Origin of the sequence: Streptomyces sp. NPDC002055 (assembly GCF_040296705.1) — a bacterium.
Taxonomy (GTDB): Bacteria; Actinomycetota; Actinomycetes; order Streptomycetales; family Streptomycetaceae; genus Streptomyces.
Genome location: NZ_JBEOXS010000021.1, coordinates 76634 through 87965 on the forward strand (window position 1 = coordinate 76634; position 11332 = coordinate 87965).

Here is an 11332-nt window from a genome sequence, read left to right on the forward strand (position 1 = left end):
CGGCCGCATTGCTGTTCCGCCACCCGGGCCCGTGCCGCCGGATCACCTGCCGACGGCACGGCACCGGCGTCCTCACGAGGTCATGCCGGGCGGGGGATGTAGGCGAGGCCGTGGGCGCCGGGCTCACCGCGCCGGGCGATGTCCAGGCGCGCCAGCCCCTGCAGGGACTCCAGGTCGATGATGTCGACGGTGGACGAGACGACGCAGGACACGTAGGCGAGCCGGCCGTCGGGCGATGACGTGATGGTCAGCGGGAGGTGCCCCACCTCGATCGAACCCAGCCGTTCGCGGGTGTCGGCGGAGAACACCGTGAGGTGTCCCGGCGCGTGGCGTCCGAGCGGGGACGCCGGGTCGGACACCATGCGCGTCTCGCCCGCGAGCACCTTCCCCGTGGAGGTCAGGTGCACCGGCATGACGAGGCCCTCCGTGGGCAGGGTGCCGGCGACGGAGGCCGTCCGGGCGTCGATGACCCGGATTCCCGTGGCGGGCCCCTCGCCGGTGGTGGCGGAGAAGGATCCGGCATAGGGCGCGGCGACGAAGGCGTGGGTGCCGTCGGCGGAGACGGCGAGTCCTTCGCTGCCCGGCACCGCGACCTTCGCGGTGAGGGTTCCCCGCTCGAGGTCGACGACTGATACGAACGGCGCCTCCTTGTTGGTGGCGTAACCCGTCCTGCCCGCCGGATCGATGGCGAACCAGTGCGGGCCGGGCGCGTCGGTGTCGATCCTGCCCAGGGGCCGGCGCGTCTCCGTGTCGAGCACCACGACGCCGCCGGACCGGTCCGTCGAGCCCTCCACGCTGACGTAGAGACGACGGCGTGCCGTGTCCAGCGCCAGCCCGTGCGGCCCGTGTTCCGGGGCGAGGTCGACGACCTCGACGATGCGGCGCGTGTCGGGATCGATGGCCGTCAGTTCGGTCCGCCGGCCGCTGTTCGCGTGGTAGTAGCCCGAGTGGTACGCCGTCGTGCACCACAGGAGCCGCTGTGTCGGGTCGAAGCACAACTCGTGGGGCTCGGCGGGCACGTCCACCGAGCCGAGGTGCCGGTCGGAGGCGGCGTCGAAGAACGAGACCGTCGGCCCGCTCTGGCTGACCACGGCCAGGACGTCGCCCTCTCGGCCGGCACGGGGGGATTGCTGCACGGTGAACTCCTCGAACACTCAGTGGTTTTGTCGCGCGGTCGCGGACGTGCCCACTCTCGGTCCGAGCGGATTGCACAGCAATGCAAGGATGGGCAATCCATCATTGACTCAGGCGGAAAACTGCAGTTCAGGAGTGTCCATGGATCTCAACCTGCTGCGAACCCTGGACGCCCTGCTCCAGGAGAACAGCGTGACCCGCGCCGCGGAGCGGCTCGGCACGTCACCCGCCGCGGTCAGCCGTACACTGGCCCGGCTCCGTCGCGCCGTCGGTGACCCGCTGCTGGTGCGAGCAGGGCAGGGCATGGTCCCGACCCCCCGGGCTGTGGAACTCCGGGCGGAGGTGGGCGCGTTGCTGCGCGGCTGCGACAACGTACTGCGGCCCGGGGCCGGTTTCGAGGCCGTGCATCTCCGGCGCACGTTCACGGTGCAGGCGGGCGACCTGCTCCTGGCGGGGCTGGCCGGGACCTTGACCGAGCGGATCCACGAGGAGGCGCCGCACGTGGACGTGGTCTTCCTGCCGGAGGCCCTGGAGGGCGGTCCCGCGCTGCGGCAGGGGGAAATCGACGTCGAGCTGGGCGTTCTCGGCCATCTGGACCCGGAGATCCGGACCCGGGCGCTGGTCGAGATGTCACTGGTCGGCGTGGCCCGCAGCGGTCACCCTCTCTTCCGCGGGCGGATCGACGCCCGCCGTTTCGCCGCGGCCGACCACATCGGCATCTCCCGGCTCGGCAAACGCCTCGGGCCCATCGACAGCGCACTCGCGGATCTCGGGCTGCGGCGCCGACTACCGGTGGTCGTACCCGGCCATACGAGCGCGATGATGCTCGCCCGGGACACCGACCTCGTGGCGCTCACCCTGGCCGACTGGCTCCCGGACACCATCTCCGCCCTGGGACTGCGCACCTTCCCCATCCCCCTCGACCTGGCGCCCCTCGAACTCGGCATGGCCTGGCACCCCCGCAACGCGGCCGATCCGGGGCACCGCTGGTTCCGTGACCACGTGGCGGCCGCGGTCCTGGCGCCCTGAGGGGCGGCACGTCGCGGACGGCGCTCCGGGAGGAGAACGGCCTGTCCGGCACCCCGCGGAATCCGAGCGCCGGAGTGAAGCCGGAATACACCTCTCCGAGGCGGGAGAACCCGGCCTGCGCACCATATGGGCTCAGGCGGAGGGGTGAGGCCGCACCGACCCGTCCGCCCAGCGCTCCTCCCCTTCCCGGACCGATGACGCGCTCTCCCACAGCCGCACGAAGCGCTCGGCCTCCTCGCGCGTTCCGGCACGAGGCAGCGGCGCGAAGGTGTCCGGCAGGACATCCAGCAGGCTCATCGCCCTTTCCCCTGAGCGCAGTTGGATCAGCAGCTCACAGCGCAGGTGCTGCGGGAGCTCGGGCCGGTGCCGCAGGCTGTGCCGGATCGCCGGGCACAGATAGTGCACGCCCGCAGGCGCGGCATGGGCAGCCACCCACTCCGGCTTCAGGCCCTGACTCAGCCCGAGGGCCTGCGCCTCCTTCTCCAAGGCCAGCAGGGAGGCGGTGTCGACGACTTTCAGTTCACGGGCTGGGGCGGGATCTCTCATGACGCCATGATCGACCCAACGAGCTTTCTTCGTACGGCTATTACAGCCCTTCCGCATGACGCAGCAGGACGAGGGCCGCGCATCGATCCGTGGATGGCGAGAGCCTTGACGCACGGGTGGGCCCGGGGCAGGCGTCCGGGGCCCACGGCCAGGGCACAGCCATGCCGGAGGAGGTACCAGGGCCCGAGCCGGGGGCATGGTCAGGTCGAAGGGGCCGAGGGCAGGATGAGTCCCGAGCCGCCCGCACCCAACGCCCACCGCTCGATGACCACCGAGCTCTGCCGACTCCCGCCGCCCGCCGCCCGCCGCCCGCCGTACGAGAGGCCCTCCATGTTCGATGATGTCGACATCCGAGCCCTGTCCCAGCGTCCCGGAGTCAAGTGGCGCCGGGCCGCGGCGGATGTGCTGCCGGCCTGGATCGCGGAGATGGACTTTCCGCCGGCGCCGCCGATACGGGAGGCGCTGCTGCGGTGCGTGGACGAGGACCTCGGCTACCCGGCCTGGGACAGCGGGCCGGACGGCATGCCGCTGCGCACCGCCTTCGCCGAGCGCATGCTCGGCCGCCACGGCTTCGCGGTCGATCCCGCCCACGTCAAGGAGTTCGCCGACATCAACCAGGCGGTACAGGCGGTGCTGTCGGTGGCCACCGAGCCCGGTGACAGCGTGGCGGTGCACACCCCGACCTATCCGCCGTTCCTGCAGACCCTCGCCGAGATGGGCCGTCGCGTCCTGCCCGTTCCGTACACCGCGGACGCCGACAGCTGGACCTTCGACCCGGAACGGCTCGACACCGAGCTGGCGCGGAGCACGTGCCCGGTCCTCATCCTGGTCAACCCGCACAACCCGACCGGGCGGGCGCTGCGCCGAGAGGAGTTGACGGTGCTGGCGGAGCTGGCCGAACGGCACGATCTGCTGGTCGTCGCCGACGAGATCCACGCGGATCTGGTGCACGCGCCGCACCGGCACATCCCCTTCGGCTCGATCGGTCCGGAAGCCGCCGCCCGCACCGTGACGCTGACCTCGGCCACCAAGGCGTTCAACGTGCCGGGCGTGCGGTGCGCGGTGGCGCACCTCGGCCCGCGCCGGGTACGGGAGGCGCTGTCCCGCCCGTCGCGTCTGTACGGCGAACCGAACACCTTCGGTGTGGCGGCCACGCTGGCCGCCTGGCAGCAGGGCGACGCCTGGCTCGACGGACTCCGGCGCGCCCTGGCCGAGAACATCGCGGTGCTCCGCAAGGAGCTGCCGCCCGGTGTGGAGTTCCGTGCCCCGGACGCCACGTTCCTCGCCTGGCTGGACTGCCGCCCCCTCGGCCTGGACCGCGACCCGGGCCCCTTCTTCCTCGAGGAAGCCCGGGTGCTGCTCAACGACGGTTCCGCCTTCGGGCCGGCCGGCGAGGGCTTCGTCCGTCTCAACTTCGGGACGTCGGCGGCCAATCTGCGGGAGATCCTGCGCCGGATGACCGGCGCGGTGGCTGACGTGGGGCGCTGACGGGGGGCGCTGACGCGGCGGCTGCCGCACCGGGCCGTGGCCCCACCGTCGGCGGGGCCACGCTCGCTTCGCCGGTGGTCAGCTGGTGGCGGGGTGACCGTCCCACCACGTGCGTTCGCTCCGGCGGGGGTCTTCGACCACCTGATGGGTGGTGGCGTTGTTGTTGCGGGCGTAGGTCATGACGGGGCGGTCGGTGGTGTCGTAGGCGGCCCAGGAAGCCTGTCCGGTCTTGGCGAAGTCGGCCCAGGTCCGGTGAAGGGCGGTGGCCAAGGCCTGCGGCGGATTGGGGCCGGTGAGCTTCTTGCTGTCGGCCAGGGCGACGGTGTCCCAGGCGAAGGGCAGGTCGACACTGTGGCAGGCGCCGATCTTGACCTGCAGGTTGTTGGGGGTGACCGGGGATCGCCAGCCGAATTCGTACAGGTGGGTGCGGGCGGCGTCGGGGATGGCGGCGCGGGCCTCGGCGACGCGGTAGGTGGGGATACGGAACATGCGGTCGCTCAGGAGCGCGCACGCCACGCCAGTGGCGGCGTCCCGCGGGTAGGCGTTGGTGTCGCCCTTCTTGTATTCGGCCCATGAGCCGTCGGGAACGCTGTAGGCCTTCAGGTGTTTGTCGTACAGGGCGGGAAGGTTCCAGCCCACCAGGATGGTGGTGACGACGAAGAGGCGGAATTCCTCGGTGGTGGTCCCCATCAGCAGCGGGATGCCGCTCCCCGCGCCGTCGGCGATCGCGTCGATGGGACGCCGGGGCAGCACGTCGCCGTCGACGACGGGCATGAAGGACAGTCCGCAGGACGCCATGGTGCTCGCGCCGTACTTGTCGGCGTCCGGGGTCTGGCTGATGTCGGCGCTGACCGTGCCCTGTGCCTTGAGCAACTCCTCGGTGTCGACTCCGGCCAGGGCCTCGGCGGTGCTTTCTACACCGAGTTCGTCGGCGACTGCCTTGAGGACCTTGCCCGCGTCGGCGGGGGTCTGGCCGAGGTGGGCGGTGCCGCTCTGCACGATGGCCTTGTGGAACAGGCCGTCGTCGCGGGAGAGCAGCGCGAGGATGCTCATCGCACCGGCGGACTCCCCGGCCACGGTGACGTTGTCCGGGTCGCCGCCGAAGTGGGCGATGTTCTCGCGCACCCAGTTCAGAGCGGCGATCTGATCGAGCAGGCCCCGGTTGGCCGGTGCGGGCGCGTCGGGAAGACAGCCGAAGCCGTAGACCCCGAGCCGGTAATTGAAGCTCACGCACACCAGGCCGTCACGGGCGAAGGTGGCACCGTCATAGCTGGGCACGGCCGAGGAGCCGGTGGTGAACCCGCCGCCGTGGATCCACACCAGAACCGGCAGGCCGGACGCTGCGGGGTCGGGCGTCCAGACATTCAGGTTCAGCCACTCCTCGCCCTCCACGTCCGGGTCGGAGACGATCTCTCCCAGCCGGCCGCCCAACGGCGGTTTGGGCGCCGTGGCGCCGAACGTGTGGGCGGCGCGTACGCCCGCCCACGGCTCCGGCGGCACGGGCGCGGCGAAGAGCAAGTCGCCTGCGGGTGCGGCGGCGTAGGGGATGCCGAGGAAGCGGGCGGTGCCATCCGCCACCAGTCCCGAGACCCTGCCGTGGGCGGTCTCGACCTCGACCGTGTTCTGTTCGGACACTCGACTCCTCCGGGCCGGGTTCTGTCGCGCCCAAGGGACCGGCCCTCCCTTGCGGCGGCCCCGTACCGGCAGTCGGACCGAGGCAGCGGGCGCCTACCCGGCACACACGCACAGTCACACTCAATGACAGAAAGTAGTGCCCACTGTCGTTCTTTGACTGCTTCAGCGTGGCGTCGCGCGGACTCGATCGACGGCCGGAGACGTGGCGGCGCTGCTGCCGGAACGTCGGGCGGGCACGCCCGCTGAGCCCCGGACCGCTCCGGCCGCAGACCGAACGGGCCGAACGGGCCGAACGCAACGTGTCCGCAACGCGCCCTGTGGTTCTCTGGGTTGTCCGAGTCCGTGGGCTAGGCTCCCGGCGGACGGCGCCCGGGCCGCACGGAGACCGCGCGGCGGGTCCGCCCGCAGCGGTCGCGGGCCCGAGTCGACAGGCATCCCAGCAGGTCGGAGGAGTGACGATGCGTGAATCGGCGGGGAGCCCTGAACCATCCTCCCCAGCACCTCACCAGCCCCTCGCCTCCCCTGCGGCAGCACCCGCCGTACGGGAGTCCGCCCCACCGGTAGCCGCGCCTCCCGGAATCTCACCATCGGCCCACCACAGAGCCCCGGCCGTGGAGCTCACTCCGGCTGCCGCCGTCCTGTTGCGACAGTTGCGGGCGACGCACGGGCCGCTGATGTTCCACCAGTCCGGCGGCTGCTGTGACGGCAGCGCCCCCATGTGCTACCCGGCCGGCGAGTTCCGCACCGGCGCCTCCGATGTGCTGCTCGCCGACCTGGCGGTCGACGGGGTGGCCGAGCCGGTGTCGTTCTGGATGTCGTCCAGCCAGTACGAGCGCTGGAGCCACACCCGGCTCATCGTCGATGTGGTGCCGGGGCGCGGCAGCGGCTTCTCCCTCGAAGCGCCGGAAGGTGTGCGGTTCCTGATCCGGTCCCGGCTGGTCCAGGAGCCGACCACCTAGTACTCCAGCAGTACGTCGCTGTCCGGCCAGCGGTTTGGCCGGGCGGCTGGAGCACTAACCTTGTTTGCGTTCCAGGTGCATGTGCGCGCGCATGAGTTCGCCCGGGTTCGTCAGCGCCGCCAGGGTGGAGAGTTCGCCGCACAGCACCGTGGCTGCCGCGATGACGGCGAGCCGGCGTGCGTTCTCTCCCGGCTCGCGCTCGGCCCGGCAGCCGAGCCGCGTCAGATTGGCCTCGACGAAGTCCAGATCCTTGCCGTTGCCGACCGTGCCCACGATCAGGTTCGGCAACGTGCACGAGAAGTAGAGGTCACCGTCCCGGTCTTCGACTACGGTCACGCCCTGTGAGCCTTCGACGATATTCGCCGCGTCCTGGCCGGTGGCGAGGTAGAAGGCGAGCAGCATGTTCGCGTAGTGCGAGTTGGCCGAGCGTATTCCTCCGGCGAGCAGCGTTCCGATCAGATTCTTGCGCACATTCAGCTCGGCTATCCTGGCGGCCGTGGTGTGCAGCATGTCGGTCACCACGGAGCGCGGTACGAGCAGTTCGGTTACCACGTTCTTTCCACGGCCCAGGATTCCGTTGACGGCGGTCGCCTTCTTGTCGGTGCAGTAGTTTCCGGAGATCGATCCGTAGGACACTCCTGGAATGTTGTGGAGGATGTACTCCAAGAGCGCGTCGGCCGCGAGCGTCGCCATGTTGTGCCCGGACGCGTCGCCGGTGGTGAACTCGAACCGGATGAACAACAGATTGGCGGTGATCTCGTGCCGGATGCCGACCAGTTCGGCGAATCCGCTGCAGGCGCGCACGACCTTGCCCAAGTCGTCGAACTGCGCGTCGAGCCGGCGCGCGGCTGCGTACGCGGTCTGCGCGTCTACGGCTTCGACGAGCACCGAGCGGGTCATCCGTTCGTCGACGAGGGTGGCGACGATACCGCGCTCGGTCTGCCGGGATATCTTTGCGCCGCGCCCCACGGAAGGCCACAGCGGTGACTCATAGGTGGCGAGCGGGACTTCGGTCTCCATGGTCGCGATGTTTCCCGTAATCTTCAGCGGTCCGACCCACCTCATGGGGACCCCGGCGATTCCGTGAATGTCATTCATCGTGCACTTCCCATCGTCTGGCGGATGGCGGATGGCGCGAAGGCGCCGGAACGCAGGCCCGGTCGCGTGCGTCCCGACTCCGCGGTCGGTCGGCAGCAGCGTAGAGCGCCGTGGATCATGAGGGCGCGCCGGTCCCCGCACGAGGATCCCCCTCGGATGCCGGATGCCCCTGCCCCATGAAGTCACCTTCGGTGATCGCATGAGAGACCTCCGCGGCGCAGCAGCGCCGAGACCTCCCACCTCACCGTCGTCCGGCCCACGCCGGCCCGTCCTCCGATGAGCGGTTCTTCTGTGTGATCCATGAGGGCAGCGTGCCGGCGGGCGACCGCCTCACTCGATCCGATAGCGACCCGTTCCCGTACCGGAAGCCCCGCCGGCGTGATCACGGTCCACGACTGGAGTACCGGCCGAACATCTCCGCGGCCCCGGTCACCGCTTCCCGGCCGTCCCTCTTCGGGCGCATGTCCGACAGGCGCCATATTCCCTGCTTCGTGGGACAGTTGGAGCGACCTCAGGGGGCACTGTGACGCAACACGGCAGCCGGTTACGCACAGCACTGACGGTACTGATCGCCTGGGGCGCACTGGTCGCCCCGGGCCTTTCGGGTTCGCCCGCCGCCGCGGGGACCTCCGCCGCGCCCCGGTACGGCCCGGTGATGCGGGTGGCGTCCGGTGTGACCTACCGGGAGTTCTCCGTCGCGGGCTCCCAGGGCACGGCGCGCGGCCATCTGCTCACCGTCGATCTGCGGGACCGCCGGGTGTCCCTGGATCTGCTGCACCCCGGCGCCGTGGGGGCCCGCGCTGCGCTGTCGCACCTGGCGGACGGGCGCGGCGCGGTGGGTGCGGTCAACGGCGACTTCTTCAACATCTCCGAGACCCAGCACCCGGGTGTGGAACCGACGTTCGCGGCGGTCGGCCCCGCGGTGGCCGCGGGGCGGGTCTGGAAGGCCGCTGTGCCGGACGGCCAGCGCTTCGGCCCCGCTCTGCCGCCCGGCACGACCACCGAGGACGTCCTCGGCATGGGCGCCGACCGGCGGGTGCGGCTCGGCCGGCTGTCCCTGCGGGGCGCGGTGGCCACCCGGGTGGGCCGGCTGCGGCTGCGGGGCCTCAACCAGTACGCCCTGCCCGTCGGCGGCGTGGGGGCCTTCACCCCGGCCTGGGGCAGCGTCTCCCGGGTCCGCGCGGTCTGCGGCACCGACACCGACCGGGCGGCGCCGTGCAGCACCGACACCCATGAGGTGACGGTGCTGCGCGGGCGGGTCGCGCGTACCGCGGGCACGCCGGGCAGCGGACCGGTCGCACGGGACACGGTCGTGCTGGTCGGCCGGGAGGCCGGGGCGCAGGCTCTGCGCGCGCTGCGGATCGGGGACCGGGTCGGGGTGCGGTACGGGCTGGCGGCCGGGGCGCCGGTCCCGTACCGGTTCGCGGTCGGCGGCTTCCCCGTCCTGCGGAACGGGGTCCCCCTGGACGGTCTGGACGACCGGACCGCCGCCATCCGGTCCGCCGCCGGGGCCGACGCCGCAGGGCGACTGGTCCAGTTGCTGGCCCTGGACGGCGCGGTGGAGCACCGGCCGGGGCTGACCATCGCCGAACTGGCGCGGCTGATGCGGGTACTGGGGTCCGACGACGCCATCAACCTGGACGGCGGCGGTTCGTCCACCCTGGCGCTGCGGGAGCCGGGCGCGGCGGGGGTGACCGTGCGGAACCATCCGTCCGGTGGGGTGGAACGGCTGATCCCCGAGGGCATCGGGGTGTTCGCCCGCGGGTGAGCGGGCCGGGGACACGGGACCGGGTCAGGGCGGACCGGCGGCACTCTCCCTGCCGGCGGCCGATGGGCGACGGGTACCGATCGCTCGCTACCCGTCGCCCGTCGTCCGTCGTCCGTCGTCGGGGAGAGCGGACGGGGCGGCCGAAGCGCAGGGGCAGGGCAGGAGGGCGGAGGGGACGGGTCAGGGGCGGACGCTGCTGACGACGTCCGCCGTCGCCGCGAGGCCGTCCGACAGCGTCGGCGCGACGCTGGAACCGGCGAGGTAGAAGCCCAGCAGCACACAGACCAGGGCGTGCGAGAAGCGCAGTGATCCGCTGCGCAGAAACACCACGATCAGGATCAGGAGCAAGAGGACCACTGAGATCGAAATGGCCATGGCGAACCTCCTCGGCCGCGGGGACGGAGCCGCGATCGGCCCAAAGTGTGGCCTATCGTCCGCCGCGTCCCGGCCATTCGGGCGCCCCCGAACGGGTGATGACTGCCCGTCACTCCCAGGCGCGGTCGAAGGTGCTGAGGAACCGCTCGAGTCCTGCCAGGTCATCGGTGTTGATGTGGTCGACTCCGGCGGCGACGAGTTCGTGCCACAGGGCGTCACGTTCGGGCCCCGGCGCGTCGGGAGTTCCCCAGAAGCGGACGCGCCGGCCGTGGGTGTGGGCCTCGTCCACGATGTCGCGGAGCTGCCCCCGCTCGTCGGCGGGCATCGCGCCCTCGCCCGTCCAGTCGAAGGTGGAGGCCCAGTCGGCGCTGATGAGGGAGAGGAATGCGGCGGGGGCACGCGTACCGAGGTCGTCGAGCCGCCCGTCGTAGAAGGCGTAGCGGTGGCGCTGGGCTTCCATGGGCGCGCGCACCGCGCGGTCGCCGGAGACGACCGGGGTGACCGCGCGGATGCGGGCCTTGCCGCCCGAGGCGGAGCTCAGGATCGAGCGGTAGCGGCGCAGCCGGCGGTGGAGTTCCTGGTAGGCGGCGGCACCGGAGTTCTTGATGTCGACGAGGAGCTGCAGGGACGCGGTGTGCCCGGCGTAGACGGAACCGTGCTGGGCGGTGACCCGCCGCAGGAGCGGTTCGAGGTAGAGCGACTCCAGCGTGCGGTCGGGGTGGAGGTCGTCCCGCTCGTGTCCCACGAGCAGCTCGCCGCCGACGAGCCAGACGTCGGCCTCGACGCTGGTGAAGCGGTGCCGGAGGGCGTCGGCGAGCGGGTGCTCGTGCTCGTAGTCGTTGTGGGCGTGGGCGCGGCGCAGGGGGACGCGGGAGGATCCGGAGCCCTCGGCGGTCACCGGCAGGGCCTCGGCCGGAGCGCCGGCCTGCCGGGGGACGGAGGCCGTGGCCCGGGCCGGTACGGCGCCCGCGAGGCCACCGGCAGCCGCTGCGCCCAGTGTCGCGACGACGGCACGACGCGTGGGTCGGGACACGGAACACCTCCGGAGGAACGACGGCGCGGCACGGACGGGGCGTCGGGGAGCCGCGGTGGGGCGTCCCCGAGTATCGGACCGAAGGTCCTCCAACGGGTGGGATCCGGCGCAGAGTTCGGCTGATGTTCGCCGGACGGGGCTCTGCCGTCGATGCACACCGTCGGGGGGACCAGGCGTCCCACCGTGGCATCCGGCGGTCAGGTTTCCGAATCCGGACAGCCGCCCCCACCAGCAGAAAATCCATGCTTGCGATGCATTGTCGCCTAT

Annotated in this window: 10 protein-coding genes; 4 read left to right on the top strand and 6 right to left on the bottom strand. The window is 71.7% G+C overall.

Annotated features, from left to right (window positions below):
* Positions 1 to 80 precede the first annotated feature (80 nt).
* Entirely contained in the window at positions 81 to 1136 is a 1056-nt protein-coding gene (locus ABT112_RS15640) for a YncE family protein (protein WP_351509715.1), read from the bottom strand.
* 139 nt (positions 1137 to 1275) lie between these two features.
* Here ABT112_RS15640 and ABT112_RS15645 point away from each other — a divergent pair, with 139 nt between their 5' ends.
* Entirely contained in the window at positions 1276 to 2163 is an 888-nt protein-coding gene (locus ABT112_RS15645; protein ID WP_351509718.1) for a LysR family transcriptional regulator, read from the top strand.
* Between the two features lie 132 nt (positions 2164 to 2295).
* On the opposite strand, the gene ABT112_RS15650 is transcribed toward ABT112_RS15645, so the two are convergent.
* Entirely contained in the window at positions 2296 to 2709 is a 414-nt protein-coding gene (locus ABT112_RS15650) for a hypothetical protein (protein ID WP_351509720.1), read from the bottom strand.
* A gap of 225 nt (positions 2710 to 2934) precedes the next feature.
* Here ABT112_RS15650 and ABT112_RS15655 point away from each other — a divergent pair, with 225 nt between their 5' ends.
* Positions 2935 to 4197, top strand: coding sequence for a MalY/PatB family protein (locus ABT112_RS15655; RefSeq protein WP_351509722.1), 1263 nt, complete (start codon positions 2935 to 2937; stop codon positions 4195 to 4197).
* 78 nt (positions 4198 to 4275) lie between these two features.
* On the opposite strand, the gene ABT112_RS15660 is transcribed toward ABT112_RS15655, so the two are convergent.
* Entirely contained in the window at positions 4276 to 5832 is a 1557-nt protein-coding gene (locus ABT112_RS15660) for a carboxylesterase/lipase family protein (protein ID WP_351509724.1), read from the bottom strand.
* 611 nt (positions 5833 to 6443) lie between these two features.
* On the opposite strand from ABT112_RS15660, the gene ABT112_RS15665 reads away from it, so the two are divergent.
* The gene (locus ABT112_RS15665; protein ID WP_351509726.1) at positions 6444 to 6791 is read left to right on the top strand and encodes a DUF779 domain-containing protein; all 348 of its coding nucleotides are present in this window, start codon (positions 6444 to 6446) and stop codon (positions 6789 to 6791) included.
* Between the two features lie 54 nt (positions 6792 to 6845).
* Here the strand turns inward: ABT112_RS15665 and ABT112_RS15670 are convergent, their stop codons facing one another.
* On the bottom strand, positions 6846 to 7889 hold the full coding sequence (locus ABT112_RS15670) for a hydroxymethylglutaryl-coenzyme A reductase family protein (RefSeq protein ID WP_351509728.1): 1044 nt from the start codon (positions 7887 to 7889) through the stop codon (positions 6846 to 6848).
* A gap of 523 nt (positions 7890 to 8412) precedes the next feature.
* Here ABT112_RS15670 and ABT112_RS15675 point away from each other — a divergent pair.
* Positions 8413 to 9657 (top strand): phosphodiester glycosidase family protein, encoded by a 1245-nt coding sequence (locus ABT112_RS15675; protein WP_502975351.1) that lies wholly within the window; start codon positions 8413 to 8415, stop codon positions 9655 to 9657.
* A 180-nt stretch (positions 9658 to 9837) separates the two neighbouring features.
* Here ABT112_RS15675 and ABT112_RS15680 read toward each other — a convergent pair whose 3' ends face one another.
* Positions 9838 to 10032, bottom strand: coding sequence for a hypothetical protein (locus tag ABT112_RS15680; RefSeq protein ID WP_351509730.1), 195 nt, complete (start codon positions 10030 to 10032; stop codon positions 9838 to 9840).
* A gap of 109 nt (positions 10033 to 10141) precedes the next feature.
* Entirely contained in the window at positions 10142 to 11065 is a 924-nt protein-coding gene (locus tag ABT112_RS15685) for a phosphatidylinositol-specific phospholipase C/glycerophosphodiester phosphodiesterase family protein (protein ID WP_351509732.1), read from the bottom strand.
* Positions 11066 to 11332: the final 267 nt, after the last annotated feature.

Bases quoted from the DNA above. Each gene is read 5' to 3' on its own strand.
- ABT112_RS15650 (WP_351509720.1), bottom strand. From the start codon at position 2,709: ATGAGAGATCCCGCCCCAGCCCGTGAACTGAAAGTCGTCGACACCGCC.
- ABT112_RS15645 (WP_351509718.1), top strand. From the start codon at position 1,276: ATGGATCTCAACCTGCTGCGAACCCTGGACGCCCTGCTCCAGGAGAAC.
- ABT112_RS15655 (WP_351509722.1), top strand. From the start codon at position 2,935: ATGAGTCCCGAGCCGCCCGCACCCAACGCCCACCGCTCGATGACCACC.
- ABT112_RS15680 (WP_351509730.1), bottom strand. From the start codon at position 10,032: ATGGCCATTTCGATCTCAGTGGTCCTCTTGCTCCTGATCCTGATCGTG.
- ABT112_RS15670 (WP_351509728.1), bottom strand. From the start codon at position 7,889: ATGAATGACATTCACGGAATCGCCGGGGTCCCCATGAGGTGGGTCGGA.